The sequence below is a fragment of the Lacinutrix sp. C3R15 genome, from assembly GCF_018860825.1.
Classification (GTDB): Bacteria; Bacteroidota; Bacteroidia; order Flavobacteriales; family Flavobacteriaceae; genus Oceanihabitans.
In genome coordinates this window covers 35164-54560 of the sequence record NZ_JAHKPZ010000030.1, presented here as the reverse complement: position 1 = coordinate 54560, position 19397 = coordinate 35164, and the positions used below count along the sequence as shown (strand labels likewise).

18 protein-coding genes are annotated in these 19397 nt (G+C 30.0%); 12 read left to right on the top strand and 6 right to left on the bottom strand.

Features of this window, described 5'->3' with window-relative positions:
- The first annotated feature begins 4 nt into the window (after positions 1-4).
- Positions 5-835, top strand: a complete 831-nt coding sequence (locus KO494_RS08925; RefSeq protein ID WP_215967259.1) for a phytanoyl-CoA dioxygenase family protein — start codon at positions 5-7, stop codon at positions 833-835.
- Here KO494_RS08925 and KO494_RS08920 read toward each other — a convergent pair.
- Positions 825-1967, bottom strand: a complete 1143-nt coding sequence (locus tag KO494_RS08920) for a glycosyltransferase (RefSeq protein WP_215967258.1) — start codon at positions 1965-1967, stop codon at positions 825-827. The two genes, KO494_RS08925 and KO494_RS08920, sit on opposite strands and share 11 nt — an antisense overlap.
- A 31-nt stretch (positions 1968-1998) precedes the next feature.
- Between KO494_RS08920 and KO494_RS08915 the strand changes: the two genes are divergently transcribed.
- Together KO494_RS08915 and KO494_RS08910 are read left to right on the top strand one after the other, a co-directional pair.
- Entirely contained in the window at positions 1999-3114 is a 1116-nt protein-coding gene (locus KO494_RS08915; protein ID WP_215967257.1) for a glycosyltransferase, read from the top strand.
- Complete coding sequence (locus KO494_RS08910) at positions 3104-3514, top strand: FdtA/QdtA family cupin domain-containing protein (protein WP_215967256.1); 411 nt, start codon at positions 3104-3106, stop codon at positions 3512-3514. The genes KO494_RS08915 and KO494_RS08910 overlap by 11 nt, the downstream gene beginning before the upstream one ends.
- Here KO494_RS08910 and KO494_RS08905 read toward each other — a convergent pair.
- Entirely contained in the window at positions 3497-4435 is a 939-nt protein-coding gene (locus tag KO494_RS08905; protein ID WP_215967255.1) for a glycosyltransferase family 2 protein, read from the bottom strand. The genes KO494_RS08910 and KO494_RS08905 overlap by 18 nt on opposite strands.
- 3 nt (positions 4436-4438) lie before the next feature.
- A complete protein-coding gene (locus KO494_RS08900; RefSeq protein ID WP_215967254.1) occupies positions 4439-5329 on the bottom strand; it encodes a glycosyltransferase family 2 protein in 891 nt (296 codons plus the stop codon).
- 83 nt (positions 5330-5412) lie between these two features.
- Here KO494_RS08900 and KO494_RS08895 point away from each other — a divergent pair, with 83 nt between their 5' ends.
- Complete coding sequence (locus tag KO494_RS08895; RefSeq protein WP_215967253.1) at positions 5413-7047, top strand: right-handed parallel beta-helix repeat-containing protein; 1635 nt, start codon at positions 5413-5415, stop codon at positions 7045-7047.
- Here KO494_RS08895 and KO494_RS08890 read toward each other — a convergent pair.
- Positions 7044-7727, bottom strand: coding sequence for a cell division ATP-binding protein FtsE (locus KO494_RS08890; protein WP_215967252.1), 684 nt, complete (start codon positions 7725-7727; stop codon positions 7044-7046). The two genes, KO494_RS08895 and KO494_RS08890, sit on opposite strands and share 4 nt — an antisense overlap.
- A 231-nt stretch (positions 7728-7958) precedes the next feature.
- Between KO494_RS08890 and KO494_RS08885 the strand changes: the two genes are divergently transcribed.
- The 5 genes from KO494_RS08885 to KO494_RS08865 all read left to right on the top strand — a co-directional run bounded on the left by KO494_RS08885 (position 7959) and on the right by KO494_RS08865 (position 14665).
- Positions 7959-10979, top strand: a complete 3021-nt coding sequence (locus tag KO494_RS08885) for a tetratricopeptide repeat protein (RefSeq protein ID WP_215967251.1) — start codon at positions 7959-7961, stop codon at positions 10977-10979.
- Between the two features lie 58 nt (positions 10980-11037).
- A complete protein-coding gene (locus KO494_RS08880) occupies positions 11038-12765 on the top strand; it encodes a TonB-dependent receptor (protein WP_215967250.1) in 1728 nt (575 codons plus the stop codon).
- A gap of 166 nt (positions 12766-12931) precedes the next feature.
- On the top strand, positions 12932-13366 hold the full coding sequence (locus tag KO494_RS08875) for a hypothetical protein (protein ID WP_215967249.1): 435 nt from the start codon (positions 12932-12934) through the stop codon (positions 13364-13366).
- 40 nt (positions 13367-13406) lie between these two features.
- Positions 13407-13937: a DUF2059 domain-containing protein gene (locus KO494_RS08870; RefSeq protein WP_215967248.1), complete on the top strand. Its 531-nt coding sequence runs from the start codon at positions 13407-13409 to the stop codon at positions 13935-13937.
- A 5-nt stretch (positions 13938-13942) separates the two neighbouring features.
- On the top strand, positions 13943-14665 hold the full coding sequence (locus tag KO494_RS08865; RefSeq protein WP_215967247.1) for a hypothetical protein: 723 nt from the start codon (positions 13943-13945) through the stop codon (positions 14663-14665).
- Here the strand turns inward: KO494_RS08865 and KO494_RS08860 are convergent.
- Positions 14655-15356, bottom strand: coding sequence for a bifunctional 2-polyprenyl-6-hydroxyphenol methylase/3-demethylubiquinol 3-O-methyltransferase UbiG (locus KO494_RS08860; RefSeq protein WP_215967246.1), 702 nt, complete (start codon positions 15354-15356; stop codon positions 14655-14657). The two genes, KO494_RS08865 and KO494_RS08860, sit on opposite strands and share 11 nt — an antisense overlap.
- Positions 15357-15480: 124 nt before the next feature.
- On the opposite strand from KO494_RS08860, the gene KO494_RS08855 reads away from it, so the two are divergent.
- The 3 genes from KO494_RS08855 (at position 15481) to KO494_RS08845 (ending at position 18049) form a co-directional block, all read left to right on the top strand.
- Complete coding sequence (locus tag KO494_RS08855; protein WP_215967245.1) at positions 15481-15975, top strand: YkgJ family cysteine cluster protein; 495 nt, start codon at positions 15481-15483, stop codon at positions 15973-15975.
- 90 nt (positions 15976-16065) lie between these two features.
- Positions 16066-16899, top strand: a complete 834-nt coding sequence (locus KO494_RS08850) for a glycerophosphodiester phosphodiesterase family protein (protein WP_215967244.1) — start codon at positions 16066-16068, stop codon at positions 16897-16899.
- Positions 16900-17158: 259 nt separating this feature from the next.
- Positions 17159-18049 carry a hypothetical protein gene (locus KO494_RS08845; protein ID WP_215967243.1) on the top strand — a complete coding sequence of 297 codons (891 nt, stop codon included), beginning with the start codon at positions 17159-17161 and terminating at the stop codon, positions 18047-18049.
- A gap of 67 nt (positions 18050-18116) precedes the next feature.
- Here KO494_RS08845 and KO494_RS08840 read toward each other — a convergent pair whose 3' ends face one another.
- Positions 18117-19397 (bottom strand): exo-beta-N-acetylmuramidase NamZ domain-containing protein, encoded by a 1281-nt coding sequence (locus tag KO494_RS08840; protein WP_215967242.1) that lies wholly within the window; start codon positions 19395-19397, stop codon positions 18117-18119.

The window sequence follows — 19397 nt, the reverse complement described above, 5'->3', positions numbered from 1 at the left end:
AAAAATGAAAACAAAAACGTGTAATATATATTTAGATAACACACCTTATGCGTTTAAGGTTAAAGGAGATTTTTTCTGGGGAAAAGAAGAATTGCTTTATAATAAAACAAATAGTGTTTTGTCTAAAATGCCATGGGAAAAACAAGGTTATAAAGTTGTTAGTGCTTTTATAAATGATGAATTTGAGCGTTTAAAAAAATCATTAACCCAAAAAATTGTTAATGCTATTAAAGCCAATAATATTCCTTTTAACGAAAAGGATTTTACCTTAGAAAAATACCACCAAGTTGTTAATACAGACCAACTACATAATCAAGTTATTGATATTACCAGAAATCTAGAAAACAAAGATTTTGATTTTAATATAGATGCATTGGCAGAGCGTTTTGGAAATATTTTAGGATATACTTTAACATCTTGGGTAGAAGAGTTACAAAAATCGCATATACAAATACGAATAAGTAGGCCAAATTCATTAGATATTAATCCGCCACACAGAGATGGTTATTTAAGCTATTGGGAAGACATTATTAATGTTTGGGTGCCAATTGTAGGTTGTAATGAAAACGCATCATTACCTGTTTTTCCAGGAAGTCATTTAATACCAGAAAATGAAATATTAAGAACAGAAAGTAAAGGCGCAGAAATCAACGGAAACATTTATTATGTGCCTTGTATTCTAGAAACCAATAAAGGCAGTATTAAAATGATAAGACCTAATCCTAAACAAGGAGAAGCTTTAATTTTTACACCTTTTTTAATACATGGAGCAGCAGTGAATAATAATAAAGATATTACAAGAGTATCTTTAGAGTTACGTTTTCCTAGAGTTTAGATTGCCATTTTTCTAAATACATTTTAGCTACATCTATGTAGTGGTGTTCTTTTTCAATAAAAGCTCTAGCATTTCTTGATATTTCTTTGATTTTTTCAGGATGCAAGATGAGCCATTCTAGTTTTTTAGCAATTTTTTTAGCATCAGGTAAAGCGTTAATAGCAATAGTGTCTTCTTCAATTTGGTAATAATCTAACCATTCTTGCTCAGCTCCAGTAAATACTACTTTTCCTTTTGCCATAGCTTCCAATGCATTAAAACCTTGATCATATGCAAATACTTGATCTAGTAAAATGTGGGCTTTATCAAAAGCTTTTATGTATTCTGCGTAAGGCAAACTTCTTACTGTAATAATTTCTATTTTATCGGCATGCTTTTCTTTTACAATTGCTAGAGCATCTTCAAAAATATCATTTCCTTTTTTATAGTAGTTGTTTTCATTAATGCCATGAAAAATTATAATTTTTTCAGTTACGTTTAAATCTATATAATCTAGCTTATCTAAATTTATAGGGTTTGGCATCATTCCTAAATATTTTTTATTTTCTAATAAAGGAATATGGTAATCTAAATCGCTGGCAAGAACACCTTTTATGTTTTTATACACATATTCATGTAGTTCTTTAAAAGGAGGAGTTAAGTACATTAAAGCATGCCAAAAGTCTTTTGTGTTGCCTTTATGATTAAAATATGGTGTAAGTATATCATATCTAAACTTTTTATCATGCGCATATTTTACACTAACATAATCTGTACCACAGGAAAGTAAAAAAACGCTTTTATTATTTTTAAAAATATAATCTAAAAGTTCTTTTTCTATTTTAGGTATAGTGCCAAAAGAAGATTCATTAATTAATTGCACAATATCAAACCCTGTTAATTGAGATTTAAAACTGTTAAATTGTCTCCTCACACTAAAAGAAGTAATATCAAAGCCAAAAATATTGTATAAAACGGTTCTTAATTTGCCAAATAAACCATCGGTATATTTTAATTTGTAAGCTATATCAACTTTTCTTTTTTTAAAACCATCTCCATGGCCTACAACCAGTACTTCGTGCCCAAGTTTTTGTAAACCTTCTTTTAAAGTATAGTGTGAAGAATTGTATTCTCCTAATAATAAGATTTTCATTTACTATATTTGGTTTCTAATATATAATCTCTTGCAAAATAACAATAAAAAAAAGATTTGTGTAGTTACTTCTTCATTAGATAAAGGTGGAGCAGAAAAATCTTCGGCAACACTTACTAATATTTTGTATGATTTAGGTTACGAGGTGCATGTGGTAACTATATTACCTGAAGTAGAATACCAATATTCTGGAACATTATATAACTTAGGAGAGCTTACAAGCAAAAGCAATTCTTTTTTGGTTAAACTTCAAAAGTTTAAAAACTTAAAAAAATACCTAAAAGCACATGACTTTGAATGTGTTATCGATAATAGATATCGCGTTTTAGCATACAGAGAATTTGTATTTAGTAAATATTTGTACAACAGTATTCCTGTTATTTATGTGCTTCATAATTATGTACAGGAAAAAACATTTACACCTTACAAATGGCTAAATATTTTCTTGTATAAAAATGAAACTTTTACAGCTGTTTCAAAAGAGATAAGTCAACGGTTTAAAAAGGAATTTCAAATAAAGAAAATGCATACTATTTACAATGCATTTGATTTTAAAGAGATAAAAAATAAGGCTTTAGCGACTAGTGGTTTTGAAAATGAATTTGAAAAATATATTATTTTCTACGGAAGAATAGATGATCAGCATAAAAATTTAACTTTGCTATTAAACTCGTATAAAGAATCTGAATTACCAAAACAAAATATTAAATTGTTAATTTTAGGTAATGGTGAAGATTATGCAACAATAGTGCAATACACAAAAACCTTAGGCTTAGAGCAAGATGTTATTTTTAAAGGTTTTACCACAAACCCTTATCCTTACGTTAAAAAAGCAATGTTTACTATGCTTACTAGCAGACATGAAGGGTTTCCTATGGTAATACCAGAATCTTTAGCATTAGCAACTCCTGTGATTTCTGTAGATTGTACCTCTGGACCTAAAGAAGTAATTGTAAATAATGAAAATGGGTTGTTAGTAAAAAATTATGACACCAAAGCATTAGCGAAAGCAATGAATAGTTTTATATTTGACAAAGCACTTTACCTACGTTGTAAAGGAAATGCCCAAAAAAGTGTAGAAAAATTTTCTGTAGAAAATATAAGTAAAGACTGGAAGAAATTAATAGAGAGTTTAAATGAAAACTAGCATAAACGATGTTAAAATTATAGAAGTACCAACGGTAAGTGATACACGTGGTAAATTGGCTGTAGTAGAAAAAGACTGCATACCATTTGCTGTTAAGCGTGTGTACTATTTATATGATGTACCAAGTGATTCTTACAGAGGAGGTCATGCACATAAAAACTTATACCAGTTTTTAATTCCGTTAAGTGGTAGCTTTGAGGTGCATTTAAAAGATGGTGAAAACGAACGAGTAATTGTGCTAAATAAACCTAATAAAGGCTTGTTAATTGTTCCAGGTATTTGGCGAGAAATAGATAATTTTTCTTCAGGATCTGTATGCTTGGTATTAGCTTCTAAAGAATACGACGAAAGCGATTATATACGTGATTACAAAGATTTCGAGTTATTTAAAAGGACTTAAATTAATATGAAATTTTCTTAATACATTTCGCATTTGTATTAAAAAAAGTAGAACACTTTTATTACAGACTAATAAAAAACGCTGCTTTGCATTTAAATTATTTTTATTTAAATGTTTTAAGAAAAAATGCATTTGCTTTTTATTACCAGCAAGTTTGTATTGTAAAGCAATAGAAAACCTATTTAAATCTATATATTTTTTTAATGAAGCATTGTTTTTTGCAGCTGCTTCATATACATCAAGATTTATAAAATTTCTTAAATTGGTATTGGTATTAGATATTCTGTTCTCTGCATGTAAATTGTAAATGGCTGTTACATTACTATTAAAAGCTACAGGGTAATGCAATGCTATTTTAATCCATAAATTAGTGTCTTCACCAGCTCCTAGCGTAATGTTTTCATCAAAACCATTACAATCTTGTAAAATGTTTTTAGGTACCATTACTGCAGAAGTCCATGCAATACAGCTATATAAGCTAGATTTAAAATAATCGGTAACAATACCATTAAAAGCTTTAGGAATATCTATATAATGCGATTCTAAAGTAATTTCTCCCATTTTTTTTACATAAGCATTTGCATATAAGCCACAATCAGGAAAATCTTCTGCTAGTTTTTTTAATTGTTCTAAATGATTAGGTAACCATAAATCATCGGCATCTAAAAAAACCACATAGTCTGCATTCGCTTTTTTAATTCCGTAGTTTCTTGCATACGAAACACCTTGGTTTTTAATGGTAAACACCTTTATTCTAGAATCTGTTAATGTGTTTAAACGGTCTAAACTAGCGTCTGTAGAACCATCATTAATTATAATAAGTTCAAAGTCTTTAAAGTTTTGTTTAAGAGCGCTTTGTACTGTTTTAACAATGAAATTTTCTTTATTGTATAATGGAGTTATAATAGAAAAAAATGGCATGTACTAGGTGTATAAAAAACAAAGGTAGCTTAATCTATATAAATCAAAAATGTATAACGAAGGTTTTTTTGAAAGTAAGTTTTTTTCAAAACTACTTTTAAAGTTTTTATAGATAAAAGCAAATAGATAATGCAGCTTTAAGCCTTTTAGTTTAAAGAAAACTCTTGTAATTAGCGTATAGTTTTTTGGTATTAGGTTTTGTTCTAAAAATAAATGTAAAGCATCAACAGATTCTATTGATTTTTTTAAAAACATACTACTTTTCTCTAAGCCTAAGTGATATGTAGGATTTTTAATATGTTCTACTTTAATTTTTTTTAATTTTAAATGGTAAGAAAATAAGGTGTCTTCATGCCTTAAATTAGGTATTTTTTCATCAAAAGTAACCAGATTAAAAACCTCTTTTTTTATTAAAAAATTAAGCGTTAAAAAGCTTAAATAAATATTTTTTTTTCTTTCTGCTGTTGGCAATGCTTCACGTTGTCTACCATATACCCAACGTAACAAGTGGTTGTTTCCTGGTTTGTTTTCATCATATAAAATACCTCCATAAATTACTTGCGATGTTTTGGTAATAGACTTAAAATAGGTAGATATAAAATTATTGTCTTTAGGTAGTACATCTGCATCTAAAAACAGTAACCATTCAGACTTTGCGTCTTTAGCTAAACGGTTTCGTATAGCACTTCTACCAATATTTTTTTCAAGTAAAACGTATTTTGTGTTTTCAAGTTTATTTATTTCTTTATTGGCATTGATAATGTTTATATCTGTAGAGCCATCGTCATAACATAAAATTTCAAAAGAAACATCAAGTTTTTTTATTTGACAGTACACTTCATTTACAAGTGCGCTTATGTTGTAATTGTATGTTGGTATTAAAATAGAGAGCATGAATGCTTTTTAGATTTATTCAAAACTAACAATAAATTATCTATTCTGTTTGCTATTGGTATAGTAATTGTAATTTTGTTATTATGAAGAAAATTTTCCTTATTATTTTGTCTGCTTTATTTGTAACGCTAAGCATTGCGCAACAAGAGTTTCATGTGTTTCCTGAAAACCATAAAAACACTCCAGGTACAGCTTCAGGAAATGGTTCTCTACAAACCCCGTGGAATTTACAAACAGCTTTAAAGCAGTCTAGCAAAGTGGTTTCAGGAGGTGATACCATTTGGTTGCATGAAGGTGTTTATAATGGCAGATATAATAGTTCGCTTAACTGCACAACTCCTAATAAGTATATTACGGTAAGCGCATATCTAAACGATAGGGTGATTTTAAACGGAAATGTTGACTCTCAAGAGCAACATACACTTGGTATTAGAGGAGGACAGGTAATCTATAAAAATTTTGAAATTACTTGGTTAGGTGATTTTAATAGAGATTTTAGAGTAAATAAATTTAAAGGAATAGCAGGTATTAATCATTTAGACGGAAGGAATTGTAAATTTATAAATCTTAAAATTTATAATAATCCTGGTTTAGGTTTTGGGTCCTGGAAAAGTGCAGGAGGAAGCTTGATAACAGAATGTTTTGTCTTTAATAATGGTGTAATAAACGAAAAAGGAAGAGGAGCAGGAGAGGGGTTTTATGTACAGAATAAAAGCGAAGAAGAACGTGTAATAAAAAACAATATCATTTTTAATAACTATTATAAAGGTATTGAGGTTTGGTCTGCTGGTAGAGATGCTAATTTTGAGTATGTTAAAAATATTACCTTAGATAATAATGTGATTTTTAATAGTGGTTTGCCTGCAAATAATTATACTGTAGATAATATTATTGTAGCCTCAGATGATAGAAATGCCATCAACATTGCAAAAAACATTAAGGTTACCAATAACATTTTATACCACAATACAAACTATTTAAAAAATGAAGTAAATGGCGATGCACCATCACTAACTATAGGCTTTTATCATAAAGCTCCCGTAGAAAATGTGTTGGTAGATAACAATATTATTTTAGGAAGAAATAATGCATTAAGAATACTTTATGCCAAAACAATAACTTTTAAAAACAATACTGTTTATACTGGTTATATGAATTTTACAAACTCGGTTTTAGATCTAGCGAAAAATAAAAACTGGAAGTTTTCTAATAATACATACTACTCTAAAAACACTGCTGGTTTCCGAATTCATAAAACAAACTATCCATTTAAGGAATGGAAATTAAAGTTTAACATCGATATAGATAGCCAAAAAAAGCATATTAGCGCATTTAACCTAGACAACGTGTTAGATATAACAAAAAGCGAATATAAAACCAATAGTTATAGAGTAGTGCTTTTTAATAAAGAAGCACAAGATGTTATTGTCGATTTTTCAAAATACCATATTGAAAAAGGAAGCACTTACACCATTACAGATGTTGAAAATTTAAGCACAGTTTTAAAATCAGGAAGCCTAGCTGAAGACGCTAAAATTACAGTGCCAATGCAAGCTGTAAACCCTTCAGAAAATAAAACATTAAATAATTTTGGGGTGTTTATTGTAGAATTTAATACCAATAAAAAAACAGCTTCAAATAGTACCAAAGATGTTAAGGATGCAAAAGAAGAAAAAAAAGAAAGCGCTTTTAAGCGTTTTTTTACATGGTTGTTTTAGCCTTTGCGTTGTACTACTTCAAAAATTTGATTTTCATCACACTTTAAGGTTTTGCTTGGGTATTTTAGTAGCAAAGCATAATCATGTGTAGCCATTAAAATAGTATTGCCATTTTTGTTTATTTCTTGTAAAACTTCCATAACCTCAATGCTGGTTTGAGGGTCTAGATTTCCTGTAGGCTCATCGGCAAGAATTAATTCCGGATTATTAAGTAAAGCCCTAGCAATAGCAACACGTTGTTGCTCTCCTCCTGAAAGTTCATGCGGAAATTTAAAACCTTTAGTTTTCATAGCAACCTTGTCAAGAACTTCTTCTATTCTAGTTTTCATTTTAGATTTGTCTTTCCAGCCTGTAGCTTTTAAAACAAATAATAAATTATCGTTAATAGTTCTGTCGGTAAGTAGTTTAAAATCTTGAAAGACAACACCTAGTTTTCTTCTTAAAAAAGGGATGTCTTTTTCTTTTAATTTTCGTAAATCATAATCTACAATATTCCCTTCTCCTTCTGTTAAGGCTAAATCGCCATAAAGCGTTTTCATAAAACTACTTTTTCCAGATCCCGTTTTTCCTATTAAATATACAAAGTCTCCTTTATTGATTTCTACATTAACATCAGAAAGTACTAAGTTGTTTCCTTGAAAAATAGAAACATCTTTTAATTGTAAAACAGGGTTTGGCATAAAATTACATAGTTTTAAGAGTTGTAAATGTATTATTAAAAAGTTATAAGTTAAAAGGTATGATTAAAAATTTTTCTTAAAGCTACTTGTAAGTACTCATTTAGTCTTCATCAAACGTTTTCTAATTTTTACTTCATTTTTTTAATAACTCAGTGAATAATTATAACAAAATTCTAACGTTATCATTTACATATTGATTTATCTTTGATTCTTTAATAAAAAAAATAGTCCATGACTAGAAAAAATCTTCATTTATTCCTTTTAGCTATTATTTGTAGTTTTCAGCTTTTGGCGCAAGAAACTGCTGTATATACAAGTGATCTTGTAGAGTACCAAAGAGCCTTGTCGCTATATAATAATCAGCAATATTTAGCAGCACAGTCTTTATTTAATCAAATAAAAAAAACTGCAAAAACAGATGTTTTACAGAGCGATTGTGCTTTTTATATAGCCAATTGTGCAGTGCGTTTAAATCAGCAAAATGCAGATGAGTTAATGGGAGATTTTGTTGCAAATTATCCTACAAGCACCAAACGCAATACCGCCTATGTAGATGTAGCCGATTATTATTTTAGGAATCAAAAATATGCGTATGCTAAAAAATGGTATGATAAGGTTGATGAAAGTGGTTTGGCAAGAACCGAACAAGAAAGATTTAACTTTAATAATGGGTATGTAGCTTTTGTAACCAAAGACTATAAAACTGCAAAAACATATTTAAATCGTGTAGAAAACACACAAGAATATGGCTCTCAGGCAAAGTATTATATTGGTTTTATGGCTTATGAAAGTGATGATTATGATAAAGCAAACCAATATTTTGATCAAGTAGGAGAAGAAGAAAAATACAAAGAGAAGCTTTCCTACTATCAAGCAGATTTGCATTTTAAGCTTGGTAAGTTTCAAGAAGCTATAGAATTAGCCAAAGAGCAATTGCCAAATAGTGACAAAACAGAAGTGTCTCAGCTAAATAAAATTATTGGCGAAAGCTATTTTAATTTAGAAAAATATGCCGAAGCAATTCCGTTTTTAACCCAATATCAAGGAACCAAAGGAAAATGGAATAACACCGATTATTACCAGTTGGGTTATGCGTACTACAAACAAAAAGACTACGAAAAAGCAATAAACGAGTTCAATAAAATTATTGGTGGTAATAATAGCGTAGCACAAAATGCATACTATCACTTAGGAGAAAGTTATGTGAATGTTGATAAAAAACAAGAAGCTTTAAATGCATTTAAAAATGCTTCAGAAATGGATTACGATTTAAAAATTCAAGAAGATGCTTGGTTAAATTATGCAAAAATTAGTTATGAAATTGGTAATGCGTATCAATCGGTTCCGCAAGTGCTTGCTAAGTATCTAGATACGTATCCAGATACAGCCTATCAAGAAGAAATTGAAACCTTGTTAATAGACTCTTATATTACCTCAAAAAACTACAAAGAAGCTTTAAAACTTTTAGAAGGAAAAAAGAGCTTTGAAAATAAAGTAGCATACCAAAAAGTAACTTTTTATAGAGGAATTGAATTATACAATGATAATAAGTTTCAAGATGCAGAATCTCTTTTTGATAAATCTTTAAAAGAACCACAGGATGCCAAGTACACAGCAAGAGCAACTTTTTGGAAAGCAGAAACCGATTTTAATCTTTCTAATTTTGAAGATGCTTTAGTTGGTTTTAAACAATTTGAGCAGCAAACCTCCACATTAGAAACGCCAGAAATCACCAACTTAGATTACAATATTGCATACACGTATTTTAAACAGAAAAACTACTCGCAAGCAATACTGTATTTTAATCAATTTATAGCAAAAACTAACAATGATAAAATAAGATTAAATGATGCGTACTTACGTTTAGCAGATAGTTATTTTGTTTCTAGTCAATACAATGAAGCTATTCAAGCCTATGATAAAGCTATTCAAATTGGCGAAATAGAAACCGATTATGCTTTTTTTCAAAAAGCTTTAAGTGCTGGTTATGCTGGAAATGATGCTACAAAAATTTCAGAGTTAGAAGACTTTATTAACCAATACCAAACATCAAAATTAAGAGACGATGCCATGTACGCTCTAGGTAATTCGTATGTAAAAGCAGGAAATACAAACCAAGCAATGCAAACCTATGATCGGTTAAATAACGAGTATAAAAACAGTTTATTTGTGCCAAAAACATTGCTTCGTCAAGGATTAGTGTATTATAATGCCAGCGAAAATAATCCTGCTTTAAGTAAGTTTAAAAAAGTTGCAGCAGATTTCCCTAATACTGCAGAGGCAAACCAGGCAGTTGCAACGGCACGTTTAATTTATATTGATTTAGGAAGAGTAGATGAGTATGCTTCTTGGGTGCAAACATTAGACTATATAGAGGTTACTAATGCAGATTTAGATAATACATCCTATGAAGCAGCAGAAAAAAAATACTTAGATAATGATACAGATAATGCCATCAAACAGTTTAATAGTTATTTAAATGAGTTTCCTAATGGGTTACATGCTTTACAATCGCATTTTTACTTGGCACAATTGTATTTTAAGAAAGATTTAAAAGAAACAGCAATGCCACATTTTAAATATGTTACGCAAGCTTCACAAAGTGAATTTACAGAAGAAGCATTGTTGCGTTTAGCTCAAATTTATACAGAAAGTAAAAGCTGGCAAGATGCCATTCCTGTGCTAACTACATTAGAAACAGTGGCTAGTTTTCCGCAAAATGCAGTATTTGCACAATCTAATTTAATGAAAGCCAATTATGAATTAGAAAACTATAACCAAGCTGTTGCTTATGCCGAAAAAGTGCTGTTGCAAAATAGTTTAGATAATAAAATTAAAAGCGATGCTCATGTAATTATAGCACGTTCAGCAATGCAAACAGGAGACGAAGCTAAAGCAAAATCCGCCTATGCAGAAGTAGCGCTTACAGCAACAGGAGAAACAGCAGCAGAAGCTTTGTTTTACAATGCATATTTTAAAAATAAAGAAGCTAGTTATGCTGCTTCAAATACTACTATTCAACATTTAGCAAAAGATTATTCTGGGTATAAATACTATAGCGCAAAAGGTTTGGTGCTTATGGCAAAAAACTATTACGCTTTAGAAGATGCTTTTCAAGCAACTTATATTTTAGAAAGTGTTATCAAAAATTTTGCAACATTTGAAGATGTAGTTGCAGAAGCGCAAACCGAACTAAGTAAAATAAAAGCAGAGCAGGCAAAAACCAATGCGTCTATTGTTCCAGAAGATTAAAAAGTAGTAATCTGTGAGTAATAAAAAAACGTTAATCAACAATCGTAAATAATCTAATATGCGAAAGCAAAAAAATAAAATTTTAGTATTCTTTTTAACAATTGTATCTACTTTAGGGTTTTCTCAAGAAAGAGATCAAGATACCTTAAGCACAGAGGTTATTCAAGTAGTAAAGCCATATACACCTACAGTTTCTGATGCTTTTAAGGTAAAAGAAATTCCTTCTTTAAATGATGAAACTACTGCTGCCAAAAAGGAAATAAAATACAATATTTTCTCTTTTCCTGTAGCTTCTACATTTACACCAGCAAAAGGTAAAGCTGCAGTTATAGACAAAGAAGAACCTGCAAAACTATATGATAATTATGCCACATTAGCAGCAGGAATGTATACCACTATTTTAGGTGAAGTGTATTTAAATCAAGCTATTAGTAGAACCGAAAGTGTTGGTGGTTATATTAGTCACCACTCATCACAAGGCGGAATTAGTGATGTGCTTTTAGATGATAATTTTTCAGATACTAAAGTAAGTGCTAATTATGCTAGAAATGAACGTGATCTTTCCTGGAATATTGAAGGTGGTTTTTTGCATCAAAAATACAATTGGTATGGTTTACCACAACATTTATTTAATCAAGAAGATGCAGATGATATAGGAGATGTAGATCATACATTTTATGGTTTTAACCTTGGTGGAGATATTACTTTTACAGATTCTTATATCAAGGATGCAAACGTTTTGTTTAGAAGGTTTAGTGATAATAATAGCTCTGGTGAAAACAGGTTTTTATTGCAAACTAATGGCGATTTGACCATTCAGGATTTAGACTTTAATATAGGACTTAGAGTAGACTATTTAGGCGGAAAGTTTGAAAGAAATTATTTTACAGACGAAACATTAAATTATGGTAATTTTAATGTAGGACTGTCGCCTACTTACCAATTAGTACAAGACGATTTAACCCTAGATTTGGGAGTTTCTTTATTTTATTTAAACGATACAGAATATGGGGATAGCAAGTTTTTTATCTATCCAAACATTAAAGCATCGTATAGAATGGTAGACGAAATTTTAATTGCTTATGGAGGTATTCAAGGCGATTTAATACAAAATACGTATTATGATTTTACGCAAGAAAACCCTTTTGTATCGCCAACTTTATTTATTACACCAACAGACCAGAAATACAATGTTTTTGTAGGTTTAAAAGGAATGGTGTCTAATGGCATTAGTTATAATATTAAAGGAAAATATATTGCAGAAAGTGATAAAGCAATGTTTAAAAACAATCTAGATGCATCAGGAGATGAAAACTATATGAACGGAAACTCCTTTGGCTTAGTATATGATGATGTTTCTACCTTTACAGTTTCAGGAGAAATAAACGCTGATATAAACAGAAATTTTACCTTAGGTATAAAAGCAGAATACTTTGCTTACAATGTTGATGATGAAGCAGAAGCATGGAATCTTCCAAATTTGAAAGCAAATCTGTTTTTAGACTATCAAATAAACAAACAATGGTTTGCAGGAGCAAATCTGTTTTTTGTAGGCGAAAGAAAAGACCAAGAGATTGTAACTACGTTTCCTTTGTTAGCATATCAAACAGCTACTTTAAAAAGTTATTTTGATGCAAATGCGCATGCTGGTTATCATATTAATGATAGGCTTTCGGTATTTGCAAAAGCAAATAATATTGCTAATCAAGAATATAAAAGATGGCAAAACTATCCTGTTCAAGGCTTTCAATTTTTAGCAGGAGCAACCTATAAATTTGATTTTTAACCCAAAGTGTCCTACTACACTAGATGCAAGATCTAAAAGCCAAACTCAAAAGGGTTTTAAAATAAAAGCGTTCTGTTTAGAACGCTTTTATTATTTTTACATAATATTGTCACTTAGATTCCTTCTTTTTTTAAGTTGAATTGTATTGAGAATAAACACTATAGTCATGAAAAGTATATTCTCTTTTTTAATTGTATCACTAATTTTCTTTGGTAATTATGAAAAACAACAAGTAGACACTATTATGACTAACGCAAAAGTGTACACTGTTAATGCTAACTTTGAAAACGCAGAAGCTTTTGCCATAAAAGAAGGAAAATTTGTAGCAGTAGGAAGCGCAACTGATATCAATACCAAGTTTGAAGCAAAAAAAAATATAGATGCTAAAGGCAAACTATTGTTCCAGGATTTATCTAAGCAACTTGTAAACTTGGTTGGTACAACTAGTTTTGAAGAAGTTGTAAAACGCGTTAAAGATTTTCAAGATAAAAGAAACATGTCTTTTATTATTGGTCGTGGTTGCGACCAAAAAGATTGGAAAGAAAAAGAAATTCCTAATATTAAAGTACAACAAACCTTTATTAATGGCGTGGCACAATAATTGCGCTGTTAGTATAAATAAAACGAACTATTCTTAAAATATGAAAAAAATATATACACTAGTATTAGCCTTAATTGTATCTGTAACCACTTTTGCTCAAGTAGATGCTTATAGTGAAGACGTAAAACAATGTATTAAAAGTAATGGTACTTATGCGTATTATGAAAACGTAGTAGACCAAATGTTTACCATGTTACAAGAGCAGTATGCATCACAAAATGTTCCCGAATCTGTTTGGGTAGAATTAAAAGGTCTTAAAACAGAATCTCTAGAAGAGTTAAGTCAAATGGTAGTTTCTGCATATCGTGGGCATTTTACGCATGAAGATGTAAAAAATATGAACGCTTTATATGCTACTAAAGCAGGGCAAAATATGTTTAAAGATGCTAGTGAACTAACAGAAGGAGATAAGGTAGCTTTAACGGAATTTTACCGCAGTGATACAGGGCAAAAAATTACAGGGTCTCAAGATTCTATGAACGACGCTATGAGCAAAATATCGGAAATGTGGAGTAGTGGTTTTTACAGAGATATTGTAGATAAATTAAGTGAAAAAGGCTTTAACCTTTAGAGGTAATGAAATTAAAATTAATTTCTTTATTTACAGTTTTATTTTCTTTTGCAACTTATGCTTGTTCTTGTAGTTATGGTACGGTTTCTAGTAGGCTAAATGGTTTTGATTATGTTTTTAAAGCAAAAATTGTTCAGGTTTTAGAGTATCATGAAAATACTTCAAGAGCAAAAAAAGTAAAGGTGACGGTTATAGAAAATTTTAATAACCATATAAATACAAATGTTATATGGTTCTCTAAATCGCTTAACGGTTGCCCTGTTCCTAATCCAAAAAAGAATTCAGAATGGCTTTTTTATATTACAGATGCACAAGATGGAAAACTATCTATTTCTGCTTGTAATCCTTCTGTATCCTTTAAAAAAGAAAGATATAATGAGGAACTAGATAAAATAAGAATTGTTAAAGGGCTAATGCAAACACATAAAGAAATATTAAATTTTAATAATGTTTTAGAAATTAATTCTGCCTTTTTCACGTCTGATTACACTCGTTCTAAAAGATATGCGTTTGATAATGATTACGGTTTGTACGTATTAAATTATCAAGAGAATACTGTAATTTTAAAAGCTGTAAAGACAGTAAAGAGTTTAGAGGCAACTTTAGATGAAAAAGTTTTAAGTTATTATAATAACCAGTTTAAAATACAAAATTATGGTAGATTAAAATCTAAATTAAAAAGCGCAGATTTTAAACTCACCATTGTAGTATGGAAAACTAAAGCGTAAGCTTTGCTAAATAATCAAAATGTTCACCTTCTTGCACTAATTTGCATTGTAAACCAACAGAGGTGCATGCAGTAAGTAATGTATTAAAATCTAAATACAACCATTTCATTGGTTTTTCATTTTCTCCTTTATAGCTTAAAAAATAATCTAATTCGCCATAGTAATTTGCTGTAGTATCCATCCAAAATCCACCATCTTCATCTTCGTACATATATTTAATGTCACTAGAATCTATTAAAATTTGCCCTCCTGTATTTAAGATGCTTTTTAAATGCTTTAAATAGGTTGCTACCTGTTGTAGTTCTTGAAAAATTCCGGTACCATTCATAAGTAATAAAATAGTATCAAAGGTGTCTGTTTCGTTTAAAACATCTTTTACTTCTGCTTTTTTAATACCTCTTTTTTTACAAACTTCTATAGCTCCTTCAGATATATCAATTGCTTTCACCTCAAAACCTTTTTCCTGCAAATACAAACTATGGCTTCCTGCTCCAGCGCCAACATCTAAAATTTTTCCGCTAGAAACTTGTAGTGCTTTTTGTTCTAGTTTAGGCATTTCAGTATAGCCTCTAAAAAGATACGGAATAGGTAATGCATCTTCATCACTAATATTAGTTGCAGTACTAATGTCTTCTGTATAATTTCCGTTTTGGTAGTCTAATAAAGCTTTCCCAAATAAATCTTTTTCCATAAAATTGTCATTGCTAGATATTACGCCAAACATCTTAAATGTTGTCGTAGTAATCTGTTGTTATTTGTTATTATTGATACACTAAGCGCAGACAAAGTGTTTCAAAAAATAGTACTTTTGTTTGATGGAAGAATTTTTAAAACAACTCCCAAAGTTGGCCAAAGATAAGCATAAGGAGAATAAAACCTTTTTTACAAAGCTAAAAAAGAAGGCTCCAAAAAATTTAGATTATATCATGCAAGATTTGCATGCAGAAGAATTTGAGCGTACAGACTGTTTAACTTGTGCTAATTGTTGTAAAACTACAGGCCCTTTATTTACAGATAAAGATGTAGATAGAATTGCTAAGCATTTTAAGCAAAAACCACAGCAGTTTATTGCAAACTACTTGCGTGTAGATGAAGATAATGATTACGTTTTACAATCGGTACCTTGTACTTTTTTAGGTGCAGATAACTATTGCTCTATTTATGATGTGAGGCCCAAAGCATGTAGAGAGTTTCCACATACTGATAGAAAAAAGTTTCAACAGATTTCTAATCTTACAATTAAAAATGTTGCTATCTGTCCTGCTGCTTTTAATATTGTAGAAGAAATGAAACGTAGAATAAAATTGTAAAGTAACTATGTTGGTTTTGTATTTAATAAAGCAAGCTAGATTCTAAATAAATTAAGAAAAAAGGAATCAAATTTTGGTAAATATTTTATTATGAACTGTAATACAAATCAAAATATAGGTATTCAAGGACACAGAGGTTGTAGAGGCCTAATGCCTGAAAATACACTGCCAGCTTTTAAAAAAGCAATTGCTTTAGGTGTGCATACTTTAGAGTTAGATGTGGTTATTTCTAAAGATAACAAAGTCATCGTTTCTCATGAACCTTTTATGAGTAGAACTTATTGTTTAGACAGAAATGGTAATGAAATTCCTAAAGAAGACGATAAAAAGTACAATCTTTATACGCTAAGCCATGAAGAAATTAAAGCTTTTGATTGTGGAACCAAGTTGCATAAAAGATACCCAAACCAAGAAAAAATAAAAACGTATAAGCCTTCTTTAAAAGAAGTTTTTGTAGCAGCTAATGCTTTAAGTAATATTATAAAGTATAATATTGAAATAAAAGCAAAGCGTAAATATGATGCTGTTTTTACACCTAAACCTAAAGAGTTTGTGGCTTTAGTATTAAAAGCCATAAAAGAAAACCAAGTATTTGAAAGGTGTAATTTACAATCATTTGATTTGCGCGTTTTAGAAGAAATAAAAAAACAAGCTCCAGAAATGAAAGTTGCTATTTTGGTAGACAAAGACCAACGTATTTCTAAAAAGTTACACAAGTTAAGCTACAAGCCAGAGATTATAAGTCCGTATTTTAAATTATTAGATAAAAAAACCACGCAAAAATATCAAAAACAAGGATTTAAAGTAATTCCTTGGACCGTAAATTCAGCTGCTAATATGCAAGAAATGATACAGTGTTCTGTTGACGGAATTATTACTGATTTTCCAGATGTATTATTGCAGATTTTACAGCAAAATCAGTAATACATTAAACAAAATTTAGTTCTATAAATTAAAGTGTAACAAATTTAAAATTAGGTTTTCAATACCAAGTAGGTTTGTACGTTTTTATTCATTTTCAGGAAATTAAAATCTTTTGTTTCAGTGGAATAACATTTTATCTGTGATTTTTGGTATTCAACGAATATTCTTGATAAACACCAAATAAAGCACCTTTTTTTTGTAAATTAATGTAATCTTTGAATAGAAATTTGATTAATAGCTATTATCAAAATTCAATAAAATGATTAAAATTAACAACGTAATGAAAGAGGGGAAAGTTACGATACTATGTTTTTGTATGATCTTGATGGTAACAAGTGTATCATTTGGTCAAAACACAGTATATTCTACAATTGCAAAAAATATAAATTCTGAAGCTAACAGTTTACAGCATAATTTAAACAAAGCAGGAGACACATTACATTTAAGTAGTGACTTTAACTTGTATAAAGTAGAGTTTATAGGTACATATGAATCTAAAGTTTTTGAAGTAGAAAGAGGAAAGAAAAAAACGAGTATACCGTTAGCTTCTGTTCCTGTAGGTGAATATACAATTGCTGCTTTTCAAATTGAAAAGAGTGATGATATATACCAATACCAAAAAACGATAGTTTTTAGAATTTCTAGACTTTTACCAATTGAAGATACTATATTAGAAGAAGAATTAATTGCAGAGGTTACTCCAGAACCAGAAGTTATTGAAGAAAAACCTGTAATAAAAGAGGAAGAACCAATAATTAAAAAAGAAGAGGCTTTAGTTGCTGAGGTTGCTAAAAAAGAACCTATAGTGAAAGAAAAAAAAGAAAAGCCTGTTAAAGTAAAAAAGGAAAAAGTTAAGAAGGCAAAAGTTAAAAAAGAAGTTGCACCTAAAGCAAAAACAAGAGTTGCAACGAGTACTCCTAAACCAAAAAAAGAATATATAAAACCAGAAAAAATAGTAAAAGAAGAAAAGGTAGTAAAAACTAAACCAGCAAGAGATACTAGAGTTACTGAAACTAAAAAACCTAGCTTAGACTCTACGGTATATAAAAGCTATAACCTTACAAATGGAAGAGGAGGGCGTTATGTAGTGCAATCTCGTGCAGAGTATAGAGCTCAAAACTTAAGACCAAACGGAGAACCGTATAACTAGTAAAATTAGTCAATAAGCAAATTTAATTTGCAATATTTAAAACCTTTAGAAAGCTTCTGAAGGTTTTTTATTTATATAATAAATAGGCTTGTCGCATAGTATCATAAGCCGCTAAACCTCTAACCCATGTTTTTTTAATCTCATAAGCAGTGTGCCTTGTTTCTATTTGCTTTTGTAGTGCTTTTGTTCCTGCAAGTTTGGTGAAAAAGGTATTAAAAAAGGCATCTTTATTTGCTGTAGCTTGGTATGCTTCAATAATATAATTTAAGTCTAATCTACTTAAATTTTTACTCATGCTTAAATCCATACCATAACAAACTTTGTTTTCGTGCTTTGGGTATTTAGAACCTGCATTAGGCTTAGGAATAAAAGTATAATTAAAATGAAACATTTTGGTGTCTAAAAAAGGACTTCCAAAAATTTGAAACTGTTTATCTGTTCCTCTTCCAGCACTTACATTCGTACCTTCAAAAAAACATAAACTAGGGTATAAGTTTATGGATTTTGCATTTGGCAAGTTTGGCGAAGGTTTTATAGGTAAATTATAACTAGTTTTGTGTGTGTAGTTTTGCATAGTAATAACTGTAATATTGCATTGTACACCGTTTTCTAACCATTTTTCACCATTAATCATTTTAGCATATTCACCAATAGTCATTCCGTGAACCACAGGAACAGGATGCATACCAACAAAACTTTTGTGTTCCATTTCTAAAATAGGTCCATCAATATAATGACCATTAGGATTTGGTCTATCTAAAATTAGCACAGGAATATTCGCTTCAGCACAGGCTTCCATAACATAATGTAAAGAAGAAATATAAGTGTAAAAACGAGCACCAACATCTTGAATGTCAAAAATTACAATATCTAGACCTTGTAATTGTGTAGCAGAAGGTTTTTTGTTTTTACCATAAAGCGAAACTATAGGTAAACCGGTTTTGGTATCTACACCATCTTTAACCAATTCTCCTGCGTCAGCAGTTCCTCTAAAACCATGTTCTGGAGCAAAAACCTTTTTAACATCTACTTTTAATCTTACTAAAGAATCTACAAGATGGGTGTAACTGTTGTTTTTTGTAGCTTTAAAAATAACAGAAGTCTGATTGGCAACAATACCAACACGCTTTCCGTTTAATAAAGGTAAATAGGCTTCTGTTTGGTTTGCACCAATAATTAATTCTTTATCATTTTGTTGTATGCTGTCATGCTGCGCTGGTTGAAGCATCTCGTTTTTAGAGATAACACCTGTATTAGAAGTTGCTGCTTCAGATTTTGCCTTACTTCCGCAAGAAATTAATACAAAAACAAATAATAAAACTGTATTTTTGAAAACATTAAATCGCAT

Bases quoted from the DNA above. Each gene is read 5' to 3' on its own strand.
- KO494_RS08925 (WP_215967259.1), top strand. From the start codon at position 5: ATGAAAACAAAAACGTGTAATATATATTTAGATAACACACCTTATGCG.
- KO494_RS08920 (WP_215967258.1), bottom strand. From the start codon at position 1,967: ATGAAAATCTTATTATTAGGAGAATACAATTCTTCACACTATACTTTA.
- KO494_RS08910 (WP_215967256.1), top strand. From the start codon at position 3,104: ATGAAAACTAGCATAAACGATGTTAAAATTATAGAAGTACCAACGGTA.
- KO494_RS08905 (WP_215967255.1), bottom strand. From the start codon at position 4,435: ATGCCATTTTTTTCTATTATAACTCCATTATACAATAAAGAAAATTTC.
- KO494_RS08900 (WP_215967254.1), bottom strand. From the start codon at position 5,329: ATGCTCTCTATTTTAATACCAACATACAATTACAACATAAGCGCACTT.
- KO494_RS08895 (WP_215967253.1), top strand. From the start codon at position 5,413: ATGAAGAAAATTTTCCTTATTATTTTGTCTGCTTTATTTGTAACGCTA.
- KO494_RS08890 (WP_215967252.1), bottom strand. From the start codon at position 7,727: ATGCCAAACCCTGTTTTACAATTAAAAGATGTTTCTATTTTTCAAGGA.
- KO494_RS08885 (WP_215967251.1), top strand. From the start codon at position 7,959: ATGACTAGAAAAAATCTTCATTTATTCCTTTTAGCTATTATTTGTAGT.
- KO494_RS08880 (WP_215967250.1), top strand. From the start codon at position 11,038: ATGCGAAAGCAAAAAAATAAAATTTTAGTATTCTTTTTAACAATTGTA.
- KO494_RS08875 (WP_215967249.1), top strand. From the start codon at position 12,932: ATGAAAAGTATATTCTCTTTTTTAATTGTATCACTAATTTTCTTTGGT.
- KO494_RS08870 (WP_215967248.1), top strand. From the start codon at position 13,407: ATGAAAAAAATATATACACTAGTATTAGCCTTAATTGTATCTGTAACC.
- KO494_RS08865 (WP_215967247.1), top strand. From the start codon at position 13,943: ATGAAATTAAAATTAATTTCTTTATTTACAGTTTTATTTTCTTTTGCA.
- KO494_RS08860 (WP_215967246.1), bottom strand. From the start codon at position 15,356: ATGGAAAAAGATTTATTTGGGAAAGCTTTATTAGACTACCAAAACGGA.
- KO494_RS08855 (WP_215967245.1), top strand. From the start codon at position 15,481: ATGGAAGAATTTTTAAAACAACTCCCAAAGTTGGCCAAAGATAAGCAT.
- KO494_RS08850 (WP_215967244.1), top strand. From the start codon at position 16,066: ATGAACTGTAATACAAATCAAAATATAGGTATTCAAGGACACAGAGGT.
- KO494_RS08845 (WP_215967243.1), top strand. From the start codon at position 17,159: ATGATTAAAATTAACAACGTAATGAAAGAGGGGAAAGTTACGATACTA.
- KO494_RS08840 (WP_215967242.1), bottom strand. From the start codon at position 19,397: ATGCGATTTAATGTTTTCAAAAATACAGTTTTATTATTTGTTTTTGTA.